Source organism: Pseudomonas sp. FG86 (assembly GCF_057808775.1).
On sequence record NZ_JBMDIS010000045.1, the window covers coordinates 1 to 19,545 of the forward strand.

Annotated in this window: 18 protein-coding genes; 3 read left to right on the forward strand and 15 right to left on the reverse strand. The window is 60.1% G+C overall.

All coding sequences use genetic code 11. The features are described 5' to 3' along the window. Positions 1-145 precede the first annotated feature (145 nt). From ACODSV_RS23740 to ACODSV_RS23750, 3 genes are all read right to left on the reverse strand, one after another. On the reverse strand, positions 146-1,759 hold the full coding sequence (locus ACODSV_RS23740) for an NAD(P)/FAD-dependent oxidoreductase (protein WP_024073879.1): 1,614 nt from the start codon (positions 1,757-1,759) through the stop codon (positions 146-148). 106 nt (positions 1,760-1,865) lie between these two features. Then, positions 1,866-2,537 carry a COG3650 family protein gene (locus ACODSV_RS23745; RefSeq protein ID WP_024073880.1) on the reverse strand — a complete coding sequence of 224 codons (672 nt, stop codon included), beginning with the start codon at positions 2,535-2,537 and terminating at the stop codon, positions 1,866-1,868. Positions 2,538-2,633: 96 nt separating this feature from the next. Then, positions 2,634-3,233: a short chain dehydrogenase gene (locus tag ACODSV_RS23750; RefSeq protein ID WP_150055219.1), complete on the reverse strand. Its 600-nt coding sequence runs from the start codon at positions 3,231-3,233 to the stop codon at positions 2,634-2,636. A 104-nt stretch (positions 3,234-3,337) separates the two neighbouring features. Between ACODSV_RS23750 and ACODSV_RS23755 the strand changes: the two genes are divergently transcribed. After that, on the forward strand, positions 3,338-4,246 hold the full coding sequence (locus ACODSV_RS23755) for a LysR family transcriptional regulator (RefSeq protein ID WP_150095530.1): 909 nt from the start codon (positions 3,338-3,340) through the stop codon (positions 4,244-4,246). Here ACODSV_RS23755 and ACODSV_RS23760 read toward each other — a convergent pair. From ACODSV_RS23760 to ACODSV_RS23800, 9 genes are all read right to left on the reverse strand, one after another. Beyond that, a complete protein-coding gene (locus tag ACODSV_RS23760; RefSeq protein WP_069075405.1) occupies positions 4,243-4,728 on the reverse strand; it encodes a DoxX family protein in 486 nt (161 codons plus the stop codon). The two genes, ACODSV_RS23755 and ACODSV_RS23760, sit on opposite strands and share 4 nt — an antisense overlap. Next, entirely contained in the window at positions 4,725-5,501 is a 777-nt protein-coding gene (locus ACODSV_RS23765) for an HvfC/BufC N-terminal domain-containing protein (RefSeq protein ID WP_150095531.1), read from the reverse strand. The genes ACODSV_RS23760 and ACODSV_RS23765 overlap by 4 nt, the downstream gene beginning before the upstream one ends. Beyond that, positions 5,498-6,376: an MNIO family bufferin maturase gene (bufB, locus tag ACODSV_RS23770; RefSeq protein WP_150055221.1), complete on the reverse strand. Its 879-nt coding sequence runs from the start codon at positions 6,374-6,376 to the stop codon at positions 5,498-5,500. The genes ACODSV_RS23765 and bufB overlap by 4 nt, the downstream gene beginning before the upstream one ends. Before the next feature lie 22 nt (positions 6,377-6,398). After that, positions 6,399-6,695 carry a BufA1 family periplasmic bufferin-type metallophore gene (locus ACODSV_RS23775; RefSeq protein WP_024073886.1) on the reverse strand — a complete coding sequence of 99 codons (297 nt, stop codon included), beginning with the start codon at positions 6,693-6,695 and terminating at the stop codon, positions 6,399-6,401. A 234-nt stretch (positions 6,696-6,929) separates the two neighbouring features. Continuing rightward, positions 6,930-7,631 (reverse strand): ABC transporter ATP-binding protein, encoded by a 702-nt coding sequence (locus ACODSV_RS23780; RefSeq protein ID WP_017844798.1) that lies wholly within the window; start codon positions 7,629-7,631, stop codon positions 6,930-6,932. Between the two features lies 1 nt (position 7,632). Next, a complete protein-coding gene (gene livG, locus ACODSV_RS23785) occupies positions 7,633-8,400 on the reverse strand; it encodes a high-affinity branched-chain amino acid ABC transporter ATP-binding protein LivG (protein ID WP_016975067.1) in 768 nt (255 codons plus the stop codon). Then, complete coding sequence (locus tag ACODSV_RS23790) at positions 8,397-9,650, reverse strand: high-affinity branched-chain amino acid ABC transporter permease LivM (RefSeq protein WP_024073887.1); 1,254 nt, start codon at positions 9,648-9,650, stop codon at positions 8,397-8,399. Before ACODSV_RS23790 ends, livG begins: the two co-directional genes overlap by 4 nt. Continuing rightward, positions 9,647-10,570, reverse strand: a complete 924-nt coding sequence (gene livH / locus ACODSV_RS23795) for a high-affinity branched-chain amino acid ABC transporter permease LivH (RefSeq protein ID WP_003172375.1) — start codon at positions 10,568-10,570, stop codon at positions 9,647-9,649. Before livH ends, ACODSV_RS23790 begins: the two co-directional genes overlap by 4 nt. Before the next feature lie 228 nt (positions 10,571-10,798). Then, the gene (locus tag ACODSV_RS23800; protein ID WP_024073888.1) at positions 10,799-11,926 is read right to left on the reverse strand and encodes a branched-chain amino acid ABC transporter substrate-binding protein; all 1,128 of its coding nucleotides are present in this window, start codon (positions 11,924-11,926) and stop codon (positions 10,799-10,801) included. Positions 11,927-12,266: 340 nt separating this feature from the next. On the opposite strand from ACODSV_RS23800, the gene ACODSV_RS23805 reads away from it, so the two are divergent. Then, the gene (locus tag ACODSV_RS23805) at positions 12,267-12,569 is read left to right on the forward strand and encodes a DUF2288 domain-containing protein (RefSeq protein WP_024073889.1); all 303 of its coding nucleotides are present in this window, start codon (positions 12,267-12,269) and stop codon (positions 12,567-12,569) included. Between the two features lie 221 nt (positions 12,570-12,790). Here ACODSV_RS23805 and ACODSV_RS23810 read toward each other — a convergent pair whose 3' ends face one another. The 3 genes from ACODSV_RS23810 to ACODSV_RS23820 form a co-directional block, all read right to left on the reverse strand. Next, on the reverse strand, positions 12,791-14,968 hold the full coding sequence (locus ACODSV_RS23810; protein ID WP_150054618.1) for a hypothetical protein: 2,178 nt from the start codon (positions 14,966-14,968) through the stop codon (positions 12,791-12,793). Between the two features lie 204 nt (positions 14,969-15,172). Then, the gene (locus tag ACODSV_RS23815; RefSeq protein WP_150054617.1) at positions 15,173-17,437 is read right to left on the reverse strand and encodes a putative bifunctional diguanylate cyclase/phosphodiesterase; all 2,265 of its coding nucleotides are present in this window, start codon (positions 17,435-17,437) and stop codon (positions 15,173-15,175) included. Positions 17,438-17,575: 138 nt separating this feature from the next. Then, positions 17,576-17,944, reverse strand: coding sequence for a YkgJ family cysteine cluster protein (locus tag ACODSV_RS23820; protein ID WP_024073893.1), 369 nt, complete (start codon positions 17,942-17,944; stop codon positions 17,576-17,578). A 253-nt stretch (positions 17,945-18,197) separates the two neighbouring features. On the opposite strand from ACODSV_RS23820, the gene ACODSV_RS23825 reads away from it, so the two are divergent. Next, complete coding sequence (locus ACODSV_RS23825) at positions 18,198-19,544, forward strand: spinster family MFS transporter (protein ID WP_069075410.1); 1,347 nt, start codon at positions 18,198-18,200, stop codon at positions 19,542-19,544. The last annotated feature ends 1 nt before the right edge of the window (position 19,545 follow it).

Here is a 19,545-nt window from a genome sequence, read left to right on the forward strand (position 1 = left end):
CTTCGCGCCCCAACGCGGGGCAAGCCCGCTCGCCACAACAAGCCCGCTCGCCACACCAAGCCAGCCCGCCACAACAAGCCCCTTGCCACAACAAGCCCCCTTGCCACAGGGGGCCAGTTTGCTAGAGGTCGTGGGTGCGGTGTTCTCAGGCTTCGATGCCGAGCATATCCCGCGCCAACGCCTCGGCAATCCGAATCCCATCAACCCCTGCCGACAGAATCCCGCCCGCATAGCCAGCGCCTTCACCGGCCGGGAACAGGCCTTTGACGTTCAAGCTCTGCATCGATTCGTTACGGGTAATCCGCAGCGGCGATGAGGTGCGGGTCTCGATGCCGGTCAGGACTGCATCGTGCAGCGAATAGCCCTTGATCTGCTTTTCAAAGGCTGGCAACGCTTCGCGGATCGCTTCGATGGCGAAGTCCGGCAAGGCCAGGGCCAGGTCGCCCAGGCGCACGCCTGGCTTGTAGGAGGGTTCCACACTGCCAAGCGTGGTGGACGGCTTGCCAGCGATGAAATCACCCACCAGTTGTGCCGGTGCCTCGTAGTTGCTGCCGCCCAGGATGTAGGCGTGGGACTCCAGGCGCTCCTGCAACTCGATACCGGCCAGCGGGCCACCGGGGTAGTCCACCTCCGGCGTGATACCGACGACGATGCCGGAGTTGGCATTGCGCTCGTTACGCGAGTACTGGCTCATGCCATTGGTGACCACGCGATTCGGCTCGGAGGTGGCGGCCACCACCGTACCCCCCGGGCACATGCAGAAGCTGTAGACCGAGCGGCCGTTCCTGGCGTGGTGCACCAGCTTGTAGTCGGCGGCGCCGAGTTTCGGATGCCCGGCGTATTTGCCCAGGCGTGCGGCGTCGATCAACGATTGCGGGTGTTCGATACGGAAGCCGACCGAGAACGGCTTGGCCTCCATATACACGCCCCGGTCATGCAGCATGCGGAAGGTGTCACGGGCGCTGTGGCCAAGGGCGAGAATCACATGCTTGGACAGGATCTGTTCGCCGCCATCGATGACCACCCCGTTCAGCTGGCCGTCTTCGATCAGCACGTCGGTGACCCGCTGTTCGAAGCGCACCTCACCGCCAAGGGCAATGATCTGCTCACGCATGTTTTCCACGACGCCGGTCAGGCGGAAGGTGCCGATATGCGGCTTGCTGACATAGAGGATTTCTTCCGGGGCACCAGCCTTGACGAACTCGTGCAGTACCTTGCGACCGTGGAATTTCGGGTCCTTGATCTGGCTGTAGAGCTTGCCATCGGAAAAGGTCCCGGCGCCGCCTTCGCCGAACTGCACGTTGGACTCAGGGTTGAGCACGCTTTTACGCCACAGACCCCAGGTGTCCTTGGTGCGTTGGCGCACTTCCTTGCCGCGTTCGAGGATGATCGGCTTGAAGCCCATCTGCGCCAGCAACAGCCCGGCGAAGATACCGCACGGGCCGAAGCCGACGACGATAGGACGCTCGCTCAAGCCTTCCGGCGCACGGCCCACCACCTTGTAGCTGACGTCCGGCGCCGGGTTGACGTTGCGGTCATCGGCGAACTTGAGCAGCAGGGCTGCTTCGCCCTTTACGTTCAGGTCGATGGTGTAGATGAAGCACAGCTCCGACGATTTCTTGCGGGCGTCGTAGCTGCGCTTGAACAGGGTGAAATCGAGCAGGTCATCACTGGCGATGCCCAGGCGCTGCACGATGGCGGGCCGCAGGTCTTCTTCGGGATGGTCGATGGGCAGCTTGAGTTCGGTGATTCGTAACATGACAGGATCCGGTGTGCGGCGTTTGGTGGGGCCGGCGGTTTTGCAAACCGGCGATTATAAGCCCCAACCGAGGTTTCCCGTCATGTTAAAACAGCGCAGGCGCCAATCAATCGTCGCGCGAACCGCCGAAAGCCGCGCAGCCGCGCTGCACTTGACCGTTGATCCGCAATTCGGCGGTCATGTGTTGCAGGCTGCCGCTGACGCTGTCGATACAGCGTTGCGGGGCGACCCACAGTTCGATGTGTTGGTTATTGGCTTCGGTCATCAGGTTGAAACGGCCGTCCCCCAATTGCTCTTCGACATAAGGCACCGCGAGAGGCGGCTGGCCTTCGCGCTCCAGCACCATGCCCTTGGCCGTGACGTTCATTGCCCAGGCCGGCTTGTGGCCGTTTGCCCGCAGGATCATGCGCTTGAAGTCCGGGTCGTTGCAGGCCGATGTCGAGCGCTCGACGCGATACAACTGTTGCAGGTCCACCGAGCCCTGGGTGCCGCTGGCGACGCCGGAGAACTTGCCGCGCAAATCGGCAAACAGTGCGCCTTGCTGGCCGGCCAGGGAAGCGGCTTCCTGCAGGACACTGGTGCCGCCGGTGTCGTTGACGACGTAATCGCGTTGGTCGTTGCAAGGCTTGAACAGCAGTTTGCCGCCGACGGCGGTCAATTCGCCCTGCATACGGGTCAGCCCGGCGGTAGAGGGCTTGGCGGGCTCGCTTTCGAACATCTGGCAGGCGGCAAACAGGGGGAGCAAGGCAAATAAAGCAAAGGTACGGGCGGCACGCATTATCGGGTCTCCTGACAAGTGCCGCCACGTTACGCAGGCTGGCGATGCATCACAAGCCCGCGGCCCAGGTTCAGGCAATTCTTACAACGTGCCGATTCAGCCCACGATAAAGGTTTGGCCGGTCTGTAAGCCTTCAACGCTTTTCGCGTAGGCCAACGCCACATCCGCGCCCGGCGCCGGTTTATAGCCACGGAAATACGGCGCGTAGCTGCCCATGGCTTCCAGCAGTACGGTCGGGCTGACGGAATTGATGCGCAGGCCCCGCGGCAACTCGATGGCTGCCGCTTTGACAAAGGCGTCGATGGCACCGTTGACCAGCGCCGCGGAGGCGCCCGTGCGGATCGGATCGCGGCTGAGAATGCCGCTGGTAAAGGTGAATGAGGCGCCATCGTTGGCGTACTCGCGGCCGATCAGCAGCAGGTTGACCTGCCCCATCAGCTTGTCGCGCAGGCCCAGTTCAAAATCGGTTTCGCTCATCTCGCCCAGCGCTGCAAAGGTGACGCTGCCTGCGGCACATACCAGGGCGTCGAACTTGCCGGTCTGTTCGAACAGCGCGCGGATCGAGGTGCTGTCGCTGATGTCCACCCGGAAGTCACCGCTGTTGCGACCGATGCTGATCACCTCGTGTCGCTGCGCCAGCTCTGCCTTGATTGCTGAGCCGACCGTGCCGCTGGCACCAATCAATAGGATTTTCATCGTGCGGTTCCTCCAGGGGGTAAGTGAAGGTTCAGTCTAGGCTGGCTTTTGAGGTGGATAAACGTGCTAATAGGCAACCTTTGGTTTTCAAATGGAAACAATCCATGAGCGAGATGGATGACCTGGCCGCCTTTGCGGTGTTGATCGAGGCCGGCAGTTTCACCGTGGCGGCGGAGCAGTTGGGTTGCAGCAAGGGGCAACTGTCCAAGCGCATCAGCCAGTTGGAAGCGCAGTTTGCGGTGATATTGCTGCACCGCACCACGCGCAAGCTGAGCCTCACTGCCGCCGGCGCAGCGTTGTTGCCCCAGGCCCAGGCATTGGTGGTACAGGTGGATCGCGCCCGCCAGGCGCTGGCCCGGCTCAAGGACGATCTGTCGGGGCCTGTGCGTATGACGGTGCCGGTGTCGTTGGGCGAAACGTTCTTCGATGGCCTGTTATTGGAGTTTTCCAAGCAGTACCCACAGGTGCAGATTGAGCTGGAACTCAACAATAGCTACCGGGATTTGGCGCGGGACGGTTTTGACCTGGGCGTGCGCTCGGGGGCGATCGAACATGAGCGCCTGGTGGCCAAGCCGCTGCTGGCCTGGCATGAGATGACCTGCGCGAGCCCGGCCTACCTGGAGCAGCAGGGCGAACCCCTGACCCCGGCGGACCTGGCCGCGCACAGCTGTTTGCTCAACAGTCACTACAGTGGCCGTGAAGAGTGGTTGTACCACCAGCAGCACGAATTGCTGCGGGTCCGCGTGAGCGGCACCTTCGCCTCCAATCATTACAACCTGTTGAAAAAGGCCGCACTGGTGGGGGCCGGTATCGCCCGCCTGCCGTCCTATGTATTACCCGCGGAACTGGCTGACGGCCGATTGCGCTGGCTCCTGCGCGATTATCAGACACGCAGCCTGCCGATGTACCTGGTCCACCCCTACCAAGGTGGCCTGCCACGCCGAACCCAGGTCTTGGCCGACTACCTGGTGGACTGGTTCAAGCGCAGTGGCGAGGCCCTGGATCGCCTCTAGCGATAGCGACGGGCGACCAGGTGATCGATGGACAGTCTGCCTGGCCCTTTGGCGACCAACAGTAGCAGCAGCGCGAGCCAGGTGCCGTGGGTGGGGTAGGCGTCGGGGTAGACGAACAGTTGGATGGTCAGGGTCATGCCGATCAGGGCCAGGGCCGAGAAGCGTGTGGCGAACCCGACCAGGATCAGCACCGGGAAGAAGTGCTCGGCAAATGCCGCCAGATGCGCCGCCACTTCCGGCGACAACAGGGGCAGTGCGTATTCAGTGCGAAACAGCGGCAATGTCGAGGCTGCCAGTTTCGGTGCACCGAATTGAAAAGTGCCGCTGACCAGATCAATGGCAAAGCCTTCGACCTTGGTTTGCCCCGACTTCCAGAACACCGCTGCTATGGAGAAACGCGCGATAAAGGCGATCAGGCTGTAGGGGATTTGTTCGAACAGATGGACGGCCTGTTTGATCAGGCGCGCAGCGCTGGTGTTCATGGCGATACCTTGTGTTCTATGTGCAGGTGAGTGATGGCCTGGTGGCTGATCAGCAGCGACAGGCATTGGTGCAGGTCGAATTCGGCCGAGGCATCGAGGGCCTCTGCCACGGCCCTTTGCAGCCCTGTGCCGTGCTGCAGGCTGTTGATAAATGCCACCGAGCCGCTGTCGATGGCGAAGACCTTGACCTCCAGCCCTTGGCGCAGGACCAGGGCGCTTTGGGCATGCCAGGGGTTCAAGGAGGCGATGGCGCCCTCGGCCTGGTGCGCCGCCCATACCGCCACGACGGCGTAGGGGGAGGTCAACGTGGAGACGGACGGGTGCAGTTGCAGGCGTAACTGCCCCAGGTCTGTTCGTCCCTGCAGTTGCCCGATAACTGCCTGTGAGTCCAACGGTTCGGTGTCTGCCGCGTGATAAGCGCGAACCCGCAGGCGTTCCAGTCGCGCGATATCCGCCAGGTAAGGCACGCTCGCCGCAGGTTCGAAACCCTCGATAAAACTGGCCAGTGTGCCGCCATATTCGCTGATCAGCGGACTGTCGGGAGGGCATGCCTGGACGTAGAGGCCAGCCATGGCACGGAAAAAAGCGTCGCCCACCAGTTGCCACGTCACCGGATACGCGGTGGCCAATGCCTGGATCAATGAGCTGTGGACGTTGTTGCGATACACCGCAAAACGGCTGCCCGGGTCGGCGCCGTTGCTGCTGAACAGTCCGTCAGGGCAGGCAGGCTCAGGTGCCAGCAGGGCGGTGGTGAATGCATCGTGGAGGCTCATGGGGTCACCTGCGACAGATGCCATTGGGCCTGTTGAGCTTCAGCCATCAGCCTGTTGAGGGCCGGTACCTGGTGGTCCCGCTCGATCAACGTGGCGACCGGGCCGGTGCGTGCCAGTACCTGTTCGTACAACTGCCAAACGGCGTTATCGATGGGAGCGCCGTGATCATCGATCAGCAGTCGGTCACCCAGGCTGTCGGTGTCTTCGGCAAAACCGGCCAGGTGAATCTCGCCAACCGCCTGCAAGGGCAGGGCGTCGATATAGGCTTGCGGGTCACGTTGATGGTTGATGCACGACACGTAGGCGTTGTTGACGTCGAGCAGCAGGCCGCAACCGGTGCGGCGGATGATTTCGCTGATGAAGTCCGTCTCGTCCAGGGTTGAGCGCTGGAACTGCAGGTAGGTCGACGGATTCTCCAGCAACATCGGGCGCTTGAGCGCACTTTGCACGTGGTCCACGTGTTCGCACACCCGGTTCAAGGTCGCGACGTCGTAGGCCAGGGGCAGCAGGTCATTGAGAAACACCGGGCCGTGGCTGGACCAGGCCAGGTGTTCGGAGAACGAATGGGGTTGATAGCGTTCGATCAGTTTGGCCAACCGCGCCAGGTGTTCACGGTTGAGTGGGCTTTCGCCGCCAATGGACAGACCCACGCCATGCAGCGACAACGGGTAACGCTCGCGGATCAGGCCCAGGTAGTGATGAAAAGGACCGCCGGCCACCATGTAGTTTTCGGCGTGTACTTCAAAAAAACCGATATCGGGAGAGGTCTCGAGCACTTCGATGAAATGCTCGTTTTTCAGCCCCAGCCCGACCCGCGGCGGAAGGCCGGGCACCTGAGCCAGTGAGACCGTTTGCAAGGATGAAAGCGTCATCATCAGTACTCAGGCTGGGCGGGGATCAGGACTTGGCGGTGAAGGCGGCTTCCTGGCCGAAACCGGTCGGCGAGGTGGAGCTGGGGGTTTGGGTGCAGGTACCGGCGGGGACCAGTTTCCAGGCGTTGGCCTGGTCCTTGGTTTTTGAAGTGCCGGCGCAGGAAGTACCGGCGCCGGCGGCGCAATCGTTCTTGCCGGCTTCGGCGACGCCGAAGCATTTCTGCATGTCGTCGGCAGCGTGGGCGGTGGTGGTCAGGGCAGACAGGCTCAAGGCCGAGCCCAGGGCGAGGACGAGGGTAGCGGCGGACAGTTTGGTCGTCATGGTGGATCTCCAGCAGTAGGTTGAGGAGCGGGCTTGAATGCCTGCTTGCACCACTAGAGGCGGGAGGACGATGTTCGTTACAAGGCCAGACGAAATAATTTCAAACACTGCAAAAAAATGTGGGAGGGGCGGTGCGACGATTCGACTTGCTCCCGATGGCGGCACATCAGTCACATTCTCTGTGCCTGACACACTGCTATCGGGAGCAAGCCCCTCCCACATTGCAACCGGGTGTTAACCGCCCAGGTACGCCTCGCGAACCTTCGGATCGGTCAGCAACTGTTCACCCGTGCCTTGCATCACCACCCGACCGTTTTCCAGCACATAGGCGCGGTCAGCGATTTTCAGCGCCTGGTTGGCGTTCTGTTCTACCAGGAACACCGTCACTCCGTCCTTGCGCAGCTGTTCGATGATGTCGAAGATCTGCTGGATGATGATCGGGGCCAGGCCGAGGGAGGGCTCGTCGAGCAGCAACAGCTTGGGTTTGCTCATCAGCGCCCGGCCGATGGCAAGCATTTGCTGCTCGCCGCCGGACATGGTGCCGCCACGCTGGCTGAAACGCTCCTTGAGCCGGGGGAACAGGTGCAGCACCTTGTCCATCTGCTCCTGGTAGTCGCCCTTGTCGGTAAAGAACCCGCCCATGGCCAGGTTTTCCTCCACGGTCAGGCGCGAAAACACTCGTCGGCCTTCCGGCACCACGGCAATGCTCTTGCGCATGATGTGTGACGACTGCTGGCCCACCAGTTCCTCACCCATGTAGCGGATGCTGCCGCTATGGGCCTGGGGCGAACCGCACAGGGTCATCAGCAAGGTCGACTTGCCAGCACCGTTGGCGCCGATCAGCGTCACGATCTCACCCTGTCGCACTTCCACGTTGACGCTGTGCAGGGCCTGGATCTTGCCGTAGAAAGTGGAAACGTTTTCGAATTGCAGCATTTTACGCTTCCCCCAGATAGGCTTTGATCACTTCAGGATTGTCGCGGATCTGCTCCGGCGTCCCGTCGGCCAGGGGCGTGCCCTGGTTGATCACCACGATATGGTCGGAAATGCTCATGACCAGTTTCATGTCGTGTTCGATCAACAGCACCGTGGCGTTGTTTTCCTCACGCAACACGCTGATCAGCGCCTTGAGGTCTTCGGTTTCCTTGGGGTTCAGGCCGGCGGCCGGTTCGTCGAGCATGAGGATCCGCGGGCGGGTCATCATGCAGCGGGCGATTTCCAGGCGACGTTGCTGACCATAGGCCAGGGTGCCGGCAGGCCGGTTGGCGAACTCGGTGAGGTTGACCTTGTCCAGCCAGTACTCGGCGTACTCCATGGCCTCGCGCTCGCTCTTGCGGAACGCCGGGGTCTTGAACAGGCCTGCGAAGAAGTTGGTGTTCAGGTGACGGTGCTGGGCGATCAACAGGTTCTCGACCGCCGTCATGTCCTTGAACAACCGCACGTTCTGGAATGTGCGCACCACACCCTTGCGGGCAATTTCGTGACCGGCCAGGCCCTGGATCGGCTGGCCGTCCAGCAGGATGCTGCCACCACTGGGCTTGTAGAAGCCGGTGAGGCAGTTGAACACCGTGGTCTTGCCGGCACCGTTGGGGCCGATCAACGCCACGACCTGTTTCTCTTTCACGGTCAGGGCGACGCCATTGACCGCCAGCAAGCCGCCGAAGCGCATGCTCAAGTTTTCGACTTTCAGGATCTCGCGGCTCATTTGCGCAGCTCCATGTGTGGACGTTGCATGGGCAGCAGACCCTGAGGGCGCCAGATCATCATCAGCACCATCAAGGCGCCGAACATCAACATGCGGTATTCGCTGAACTCACGCATCATTTCCGGCAGCAGGATCATCACGATCGCGGCCAGGATCACGCCCAACTGCGAGCCCATGCCACCCAATACCACGATGGCGAGGATGATCGCCGACTCGATAAAGGTGAATGACTCCGGGGTCACCAGGCCTTGGCGAGCGGCGAAGAAACTGCCGGCGAAACCGGCGAATGCAGCACCCAGGGTGAACGCGGAGAGCTTGATGATGGTTGGGTTCAGGCCCAGGGCACGACAGGCGATTTCATCTTCGCGCAGGGCTTCCCAGGCGCGGCCGATCGGCATGCGCAGCAGGCGGTTGATCACGAACAGCGCAGCCAGGGCCAGCAACAGGGCAACCAGGTACAGGAATACCACCTTGCTCACCGGGTTGTAGTCGATCCCGAAGTACTCATGGAAGGTCTGCATGCCTTCGGCGGCGGTACGGTCGAACGACAACCCGAAGAACGTTGGCTTGGGGATGCTGCTGATACCGTTGGGGCCACCGGTGATGTCGGTGAGGTTACGCAGGAACAGACGGATGATTTCCCCGAAGCCCAGGGTCACGATCGCCAGGTAGTCACCGCGCAGGCGCAACACCGGGAAACCCAGCAGGAAGCCGAACGTCGCGGCCGCCATGCCGGCCAGGGGCAGGCAGATCCAGAAGCTCCAGCCCAGGTAGTGCGACAGCAGCGCGTAGGTGTAGGCACCCACGGCATAGAAGCCCACATAACCCAGGTCGAGCAGGCCGGCGAGCCCCACCACGATATTCAGGCCCAGGCCCAGCAACACGTAGATCAGGATCAGCGTGGCGATGTCGACCGCACCGCGTGAACCGAAGAACGGCCAGATCAACGCGGCCACGATCAGGCCGATGATGATGTAGCGCTGGGTGCGCGGCAGGGTGAGGAACTGGCTGACCTTGGGTGAAACCAATGGGCCACGGTTGCCTTTGAACAGGGCACCGACCTGCTGGGTAAACAGCACGCGCAGGAACATCAGCACCGAGCACAGGGCGATGATGGTCAGGGTCACGGGGCCAGTGCCATGCACTTCCAGGTTGATGCCGACAATGCTCAGCTTGAGGCCGAGTACCGGAAAGGCAACCGCCCATACCAACAAGGCGCTGAAAAACGCCGATTTAAGATATCTGCTCATACTTTCTCAACCTCCGGACGGCCTAGGATGCCGGTCGGACGGAACAACAGCACCAGAACCAACAGGCCGAACGCCACGACGTCCTTGTACTGGTCGCCGAAGATATCGGCGCCAAACGCTTCGGCCACACCCAGCACCAGGCCACCGAGCATCGCGCCCGGGATACTGCCGATGCCGCCCAGGACCGCCGCGGTGAAGGCCTTGAGGCCCACCAGGAAACCGGCGTTGGGGTTGATCACGCCGTACTGCATGCTCAGCAACACGGCCGCGACAGCTGCCAGCGCGGCACCGATCACGAAGGTCAGGGCAATGATGTTGTTGGTGTTGATGCCCAGCAGGTTGGCCATCTTGATGTCTTCGGCACAGGCCCGGCAGGCGCGCCCCAGACGGGAGCGAGAGATGAACAGGGTCAGGCCCAGCATGGCCACCAGGGTGACCACGAAGACCAGGATCTGCATGTAGGAAATCAGGACTTCTTCCGCGCCACCCGGGCCGAAGGAGAAGCTCCCCGGGATCAGGTTGGGGATGGATTTATCCTTGGAGTCCTGGGACAGCAATACGGTGTTTTGCAGGAAAATCGACATGCCGATGGCGGAAATCAACGGGATCAAACGGTTGCTGCCCCGCAAGGGACGGTAGGCGACCCGCTCGATACTGTAGCCATAGGCACTGGTTACGACGATCGACGCAAGGAATGCAGCGGTCATCAACAGCGGCAGTGAGTGGATACCCATCATGGCCAGCCCGGCAAGGGCGATGAAGGCCACGTAGGAGCCAATCATGTATACCTCGCCATGGGCGAAGTTGATCATTCCAATGATGCCGTAAACCATTGTGTAGCCAATGGCTATCAAGGCATAGGTGCTGCCAATGGTCAGGCCATTAACCAGCTGTTGGAAAAAATGATAGATCTCAGGCATTACAACGCTCCTAAAAACCCGATACGCATTTCACTGGTGGAGTCATGTTCCGGCCCTGTGCTGTGTTCTGTGAGCACATTTGCACAAAGCGTTTGCCAGCGAACCGCTGGTGACGGTTTTAAGATTTTCAGGTGAGCCAGCGCCCGGATCGCGGGTGACAGGCCCATAAACCTCGTAAAACAAAGCCCACTGCTCTCACAGTGGGCTTGTTGACCAGTAACGCCTGGCTTACTGAGGGGAAACTTCGGTTTTTGGTTTACCGAAGTGCCATTCGTAGACCACGAACTTGAAGTCCTTCAGGTCGCCCTTGGCGTCGAAGCTCAGGTCGCCGGTAGGGGTCTTGAAGGTGCCCGCGTGGATGGCGGCTGCCACTTTGGCGGTGTCTTCGCTCTTCGCGGCAGCGATACCGCCAGCGATGACTTCAACAGCGGAGTAGGCCGGGAACACGAATGGGCCACTCGGGTCCTGCTTCTTCTCGGTGAACTTCTCGACGATGGCTTTGTTGGCCGGGTCGGCGTCGAAGGATTTCGGCAGGGTGACCAGCAGGCCTTCGGAGGCGCCTTGGGCGATTTGCGAGATGGAGTCGTTGCCGACGCCTTCTGGGCCCATGAACTTGGCGTTCAGGCCTTTTTCCTTGGACTGGCGCAGGATCAGGCCCAGCTCTGGGTGGTAGCCGCCGTAGTAGACGAAGTCGACGTTGGCTTGCTTGAGCTTCTGGATGATCGAGGAGAAGTCTTTGTCGCCGGCGTTCAGGCCTTCGAAGACGGCAACTTTTACGCCTTTCTTCTCAAGGGTCTGTTTGACGGCGGTGGCGATGCCTTCACCGTATTGCTGCTTGTCGTGCAGCACGGCAACGATTTTCGGCTTCACGTGGTCGGCGATGTAGTTGCCAGCCGCTGGGCCTTGGGCGCTGTCCAGGCCGATGGTACGGAAGATCAGCTTGTAGCCACGGGCGGTGATTTCCGGGCTGGTGGCAGCCGGGGTAATCATGATCACGCCTTCATCTTCATAGATGTCGGACGCTGGTTGAGTGGAGCTGGAGCAAAGGTGGCCGACCACGAACTTGACGCCGTCGTTGACCACTTTGTTGGCTACGGCAACGGCTTGTTTAGGGTCGCAGGCGTCGTCGTATTCCTTGGCTTCCAGCAATTTGCCGTCTACACCGCCTTTGGCGTTGATGTCTTCGATGGCTTGTTTGGCGCCCATGAACTGCATGTCGCCGTACTGGGTCACAGGGCCGGTTTTAGGGCCGGCAATACCGATCTTGATGGTGTCAGCTGCGAACGAATGGCCGGCAACCCCAGCCAGGACCATAGCGGCAAACAGTTTGGAAATCTGCTTAGTAGCCTTATTCATAGTGCTCCACTCTTACTGTTGTATTTTTTATAGTTCTAGCGGCCTTGTGAGCTGCTGAACCGGATCAGATATCTCGGATATCCCCCCGGCAGTGCCCTGGCAACTGTACCGGTACAGTGTAGAGCGCCGGTTGATCGCTTGAAAAGCTGGCTGCTGGGGGCAAAACCCGGACGTGTCGCTTAAATGAAAGAAAAAGACAGAATTGCGGCGGGGTGATGCCAGAGTCTCGGGCAATCCTTGGCTTTCCTGACAGTTTCAATCGTTGACTCATTTGCAACTGGGTTTTTCTACAAGAGCCGCGACGTTATGATTGCGCCGATTTTTACTCAGGTGAACTCCCATGACGCAAGAACCTAGCACCCTCTATGCCAAGCTGCTCGGTGAAACCGCCGAAATTTCCTGGAAGGAGCTTGAACCGTTCTTTGCCAAGGGTGCCCTATTGTGGGTCGACGCCAGCGTGGATTTGATCGAGGCGGCCGAAGGCATGGCCGAGGATAATCGTGACAAAGTCGCTGCCTGGCTGGCCTCGGGGAGCCTGGGCGAGGTGTCTGCGACGCGGGCACTGGACCTGGTGGAGCGTGATCCGAGCCTGTGGGCCGTGGTGGTATCGCCGTGGATTCTGATCCAGGAAAGGGCGGCGTAAGAAAAGGTTGCACCGAAAAGGTGCGTCTTTTGTGCCCGCCTAAGTGTGTAGCGGAGTAACCGCCGGGCCGGTGATGGCATCTTGCCGTAGAGAAAGGTCACAGGTGAGGGTGACGTGCGCGTCATGGGAACAGTTTTGCGGGGGCTGAAACGCCGTAGGAATTGTTTCCGGGTGTGAGTCGATCAGGGTGGCGAGGGAGCAGGCTCCCTCGCCACACCAGCCTAGCCAGTCTTGCCGGTATGGTTATTCAGCGAGATCACCTTGGTCTTGCCGATCCGGTGACGGTAGATCTCACGCAAATACTTGATCGCCTTCTTCACGCAATCCCGTGACAGGCGAATGTCATTGATCGAGACAAACTTGTCTTTGTCATTGATCAGCTCCCGGTACTTCTTCTCGTACATCGGCTTGATCGCGTACCAGTTGGTATCGAGGATCTTCGCCGGGTTTTCAAACTCGTTGAGCAGTTGATCGATCCGGTCTTCGTCGAAATCCTCGTGGATGATGAAGTCCAGGATCGAGTTGTCCAGCGTGTCATCGAAACGGTACGGGTTACGCGCAAAGCAGCGTTTGATAAACGCCACGATCAGCGTCAGGAAGTCATCCGACAGGCACGGGCTCTTGGCGATCAGGGTGGTCAGCGACAGGTTCGCCGAGGCGCCGATTACCAGTGCGTAGCGTTTCAGGGTGGTGTTGGGGAACAGGCTGTTGAGGTGGGTCTTGAGCCGGTTCAGGTCCATGTAGGACAGCTTGTAGTCCTTGGGCAGCGAGACGATGGACACCACCGACGAGCAGTTCTTGAAGAAGTGCAGGTCATGCAGCGCCGCCGCGTCGTAGCCGGAGTTCTTGTACTGCTCCAAAGAGGCCTTGTAGCGCTTGGACTCGATCGGCAGCAGGCTGATGCCTTCGATGGCTTGGGTGACCTTGTTGAAGTGTGGCAGGTCGATCGAGCGGAAGAACAGGTCGTCGATGTTCAGGCGCTGCGGCTCTTTTTCGAAGACCTTGAACTTGTCATTCGACGGCGCCGGCGTTTCCGGGACCACCGATTCGGCGTAGGCAATCGCCACCGGCCCGGCCAGGCTCATGAACAGGTCGTTGGCGTCGAGGCGGATAGTCTCGCCAATGTCGATGCCGGCACGACGGAAGTAGTTCTGGTCGTAGTCGGTGGTCACCGCCTGGGCGGTCAGGATGTTGAAGATCTGCTGGGAGATGTACTGGTTGGCGTGTTTTTCCATGGCATTGACGTCAATGTTCTGGATATTGCCGTCGTCGCTCTCTTCGGCGTAACGCATGATGTCGTTGGAGATCAGCATCATCGCGTTCCAAGGGCGAATACGCCCCTTCACACTGGCTTCGCTGCTGTCTTCATTGTCGAAGTTGTATGAGAAGTCCCATTCTTCCGACAAGTATTTGCACAGCAGTCGCCCAGCGTTGATATGCAGCGCCTCGGACATTTCGCTGCGGTGGTCGGAAATATTCGGCAGCACACAGATGCCGCTGGTGAAGATCGGCTCGAAGACAAAGGCGTGGCCGCTCTTGCTGTCGTGTTCGTCGGCAGGCTTGGTGTCGAACGTCTTGTTCATGTACGAGTGTTGCTGGGCCAGGCCGAATTCGGACGCCATGCCTGAACCGGTACCACCGCCGGCACTGAAGATCGAGAAGTACAGGCGCGATTGGTTGGCCTTGATGCCACAGGAGTCGATGAGGTACGAGTGGATCATCTTCCAATCGGGGCTGGAAAAGCGCTGGGTGTCTTTATTAAGGATGATCTTGGCCAGGTATTGGCCAAGGATCGGCGCGTTACCGGCGCCACCGGCATGGACTTCCGAGAGGTCCATGATTTTCATCTTGCTGTAGTCGCGCAGAAAGCCGCTTTTCTCGCCCTTGCGTGAGAAACGGATGCGCCCGGCGATGTCCTTGTCCAAGTCACCCAGCATCACCAGCGGCTCCACCAGGAACACGGGTTTGCTGGCCTTGCCGCCGCCCAGGCGCAGGTTGTTGCGGATCCATTGGGCCGGGCTGTAGCCCTTGTCGAGGGTTTTATCTTCGGTACTGAATTCGTTCAGGTAGAACTTGCGCGCGTTGTACACCAGTTCCGCCACGTCCAATGCGATGTTCGAACCGCAGCGGCCCAGGCCGATCAGGCACACCGACGGGAATTCCTGGTCGCTGTGTGGCTCGCCGTCGCCTTCCAGGTGGGGTGGCCGCGGGAACACCATGTCGCGCAGGCCATCGAGGTTATCGAGGATGCGGTCGGTATTGGTTTCGGTGAAGTACAAGTATTGCTGGGCGGCCAGCGGGCGGGCGCTGCTCAATGACTTTGAACCTGGGTTTTTTTCCGCAGGGGCTGTCGGCAACACGTCGGAGACCACGGTGGCAGGGTTATTTTTAGAAGTCATTGGGCGCCATGTACCTGGACGGACGGCTGAAAAATATCAAATAGCCATCACTGAATGAGAGTTCGCGACTTTGCAGTGCGTCCTTATCCGGTGTAGTCGGGTTTAACCCTAGGGTTTTAAGGGAAATCCTGGCCGGACTCTGATTAATCGGCCGTTTGTCGGCGTTCTTTAGGTAAATGATGGCGAAATGCCAAAGATTCGGCGTCATCGGATTGGCCTGATGACCGAGGTGGAGCCGGTACGAGCGGTGGCGGGGTCCTTCGGCGATGGCGTGTCCTTGGCGCCGGCAACACTGAAGGGGGAGAGTGGAGTGCGCCTGTGGATACCTTGGATGACCCCGATGATATCGCGGGCAGGCACCGCCGGACTCAGCAGGTAGCCTTGGATGAAGTCACAGCCATGCTTGAGCAGCAGTTCGAATTGTGCCTGGGTTTCCACCCCTTCGGTCACGACCTGCAGGTGCAGGGTGTGGGCCATGCCGATAATGGCCTGGACGATTTCAATATCGGCGTTGGACTTGGGGATGTCCTGGATGAACGAGCGGTCAATCTTCAAGGTGTTGAGCGGCAGGCGCTTGAGATAGGCGAGGGAAGAATAGCCGGTGCCGAAGTCATCGATGGCCAGGGACACACCCAGGGCGCGGATCTGTCGCAACAGTGCCAGGGTGCTGCTGATATTGCCCATCAATGCATTTTCGGTGACTTCCAGTTCCAGGCGGTTGGCGGCGATCCCGCTGAACCGCAGGGCATCTTCGATTTCATCGGCCAGCTCATCACGTGTCAGGTTCAAGGCTGAGCAGTTCACGGCCATGGTCAGCTCGGTGTAACCCTTGTCTGACAGCAGGCTCAAGTCGTGGCAGGCCTGGCGCAGCACCCAGTGGTCCAGTTCGGCAATCAGCCCGTTGCTCTCGGCAATGCCGATAAAACGCTCGGGTGTCAGCAAACCGTGTTGTGGGTGCTGCCAACGTACCAAGGCTTCCAGGCGGGTGACCTTGCCCCGCTTCATGTCGAAAATCGGTTGGTAGAACAGCACCAGTTCGTTGCGGGCACGCAGGGCGGCGCGCAACTGCTCTTCCAGTTGCAGTTCGAGGAAGGCGCGGGTCTTCAGGTTGGAGCTGAAGAAGTTCAGGCTGTTACGGCCTGAATCCTTGGATTGGTACAGCGCCAGGTCGGCGGTTTTCAGCAGTTCTTCGCAGGTCAGTCCGTCGTCGGGAAACAGGCTGATACCGATGCTGGTGGTCATCACCATGCGCCTGCCGGCGAGTTCGACGGGCTCTTTCATTTTTTGCATGATGCGCTGGGCCAAATGCTGCGCTTCGTCGCGGTGGTGGATGTTGATGAGGATGCAGAACTCATCGCCGCCAAACCGCGCGACCACATCGGCGTGGCTGCGCACCGAGCTCTTGATATGGCCGGCCAGTACGCTGAGCAACTGGTCGCCCGCGTCATGCCCGAGGCTGTCATTGATGCGCTTGAAATGGTCGATATCGAGGAAAATTACCGCCAACATGCCGTCGTGAGCGGTTTTTTCCGCGAGTTTCTCCGCGAAAATCTGATTGAAGCCGCGGCGATTGAGCAGGCTGGTCAGCGCATCGTAATGGGCCACCTGTTGCAGCGAGGCGCGGGCCTGGTCCAGTTCGTCGAGCAGGGCGTTGACCCGGCGCAGGTCACGTTCCTTGTGTTGCAACTTCTTGTCCGCCAGGGCCGCGCTGATGCTGCTACCAATCACCAGCAGCGTGATCACCGCCACTGACAAGCCCAATTGGATGGGGTTATTGTCCAGCGGCAACGAAAGGTCGGCCCCGGCGGGTACCAGCATTTGCATGGCAGCCATGCCGGTGAAATGCATGCTCAGGATACCGGTGCCCAGCATCAGGCTGGCGGCGTATTTGAGCAGTTGATGGAAGGTGCCCATGCCATTGCGCAGGCAGATCGACAGCAGCAACGCCGCGAGGCTCGCGGCAATGGCGATCCCTACCGAAGCCATGAACAGTCCCGGTTTGAAGTACAACTTGGCCTCGGAATGCATGGCCGACATGCCCACGTAGTGCATCAGCGCGATGCCCAGGCCCATCCAGACCGATGCCAGCAGGTACTGGTGAAGGCGCAGTTGCGCGTGACTGAGGGTTTGCATGGCGAACAGCGAGGCGATCAGGGCGATCACCAACGAGGCGAACGTCATGATCAGTTCGTAATGAATGGCAATGGGCGCCTGGAACGCCAGCATGCTGATGTAATGGGTAGACCAGATACCGCCCGCCAGGCAACCCGCGCCCAGCCAGCGCCAGTGGCGGCGGGCGGTGGGGTCTTCGACATGGCTGACACGTTCTGCCATGTCCAAGGTGCCGAAACCGGCCGCACAGGCGACCAGGTAGGCCAACAGCACCAGAAAGGGGTTATGGCTGCAATTGAGTAGTAGGTGCCCGTTCCCTGGAAGATCGATAAAAAAGTGCAGACCCAGCCATTCCATAGCGTGTCCTGTCATAGCGTCTCGTCACTGCCTACGGCGATGACCTATGAGGTCGAGTATAGAAGCCTCGCGGAATTTGCCATCAATAATGGCACTTTGCTTTGAATGATTTTGGCATGCCGTCCATAGCGTTTGATGCTAAGCGCTGATGGGCAACTCCAGCTCGAAGGGCGGTGCCTCCAGCGGTGCCAGACCAAACGCGGCGCGGGCGGCGTCGCAATCGAGGTTTTGCACGCCTTGGTTCCACGACGAATCGAACTCACGGCACACGCTGGAGCGCTGCTCGTAGATCGTGCAACGGGTGGCCTGGCCCACTTCGCCCTCAAGGCTGCAGCAGCGTGCGGGTTTCTGGTCGGTACCGATCATCGCCACGCGCGTGGGGTTGATCTGGACCACCAGGTCATCGGGCACGGTACCTCCTGACGAGGCGCACTCCCCCCAGAAGAAAGACACACGAAAGTGTGAACAACAGGCACCGCAATTCAGACACGGACTGGCTTCGGACATGGGCGTCATCGATTAGAAAGGGAAGTGGGGTTGTGACAGGAAGGCTCGCCATTCTAATCGTGCCGTGGCCATTGGGAAGAGGGGAGCGCGCTTATATTTTCCGTAGGGAAAGTCCCGTAGTTCCGGGTGAAATCATGCCCTATCAGCTTTACGAATCATTACAGACAACCGCGACGTGTCTGACTATGTTGCAGGGACCTGAGCAGGATGCATCGGGCATCGCAGCTCTCATAACAATAAAAGAGACGGACCCATGCAGAACTCGACCCAAGCGGAGAATGCCTGGCGCATTCTGTTCCTGCTGTTCCTCGCCAACCTGTTCAATTTCTTCGACCGCACCATTCCTGCGATCATCATCGAGCCGATCCGCATGGAATGGCACCTGAGCGACTTTCAGCTCGGCATCATCGGCACCGCCTTCACCATCGTCTACGCCATTGCCGGCCTGCCGCTCGGGCGCCTGGCCGACACCGGTTCACGCAGCAAACTCATGGGCTGGGGCCTGTTCGCCTGGAGCGGGCTGACGGCGATCAATGGCATGGTCGGCAGTTTTTGGACCTTCCTGCTGGTGCGCATGGGCATCGGTATCGGCGAAGCCAGTTATGCGCCGGCGGCCAACTCGCTGATTGGTGACCTGTTCCCGGCCCACCGCCGCGCACGGGCCATGGGGATCTTCATGCTGGGCCTGCCCTTGGGCCTGCTGCTGGCGTTCTTTACCATTGGCGCGATGGTCAAGGCGTTCGACAGTTGGCGTGCGCCGTTCTTTATCGCGGCGGTGCCGGGGCTGATCCTGGCGGTGTTCATGTTCTATATCAAGGAACCCAAGCGCGGCGCGGCAGAAACCGTGCAGGTCTCCCAGGAACGCGTCGACCGCCCGATCCGCCGCGTGTTGGCGGTGCCGACCTTCCTCTGGCTGGTGCTGGCCGGGCTGTGCTTCAACTTCGCCACCTATGCCTGTAATTCATTCCTGGTGCCGATGCTGCAGCGCTATTTCCTCATGCCATTGCAGGAAGCGGCCGTTGCCACAGGGGTGATTGTCGGCGTCACCGGCTTGGTGGGACTGACCTTGGGCGGCTGGATTGCCGACAAGATCCATCAGCGCATTGCCAATGGTCGCCTGCTGTTTGCCGCGTTCAGTTTGATCATCTCCACCGTCACCACCGCCTGGGCCTTGCATGCCGGGCGTATTGAAATCGGTGTGTTCGTCGCACTGTTCAGCGTGGGCTGGCTGTTTGCCTACAACTTCTATACCTGCGTGTACACGGCGATCCAGGACGTGGTCGAACCGCGCCTGCGGGCCACGGCGATGGCGCTGTTTTTCGCTGGGTTGTACCTGCTGGGCGGCGGCATGGGGCCGATTGTGGTGGGGGGCTTGTCCGATCACTTTGCGCATTCGGCGATGTATGCGGCGGGGGCCGAGCAGATGACTGAGGCTTACAAAGCGGTGGGGTTGCATGACGCCATGTATCTGATCCCGGTGGCGCTGTTCCTGACCATGCTGTTTCTGTTCCAGGCCTCGCGCAGTTTTGTGCGCGATGCCAAGCGGATGAAGGAGGGGTTGGCGGCGGTGGAGGTGCCGGCTGCTGCTGCGACGGCGTGAA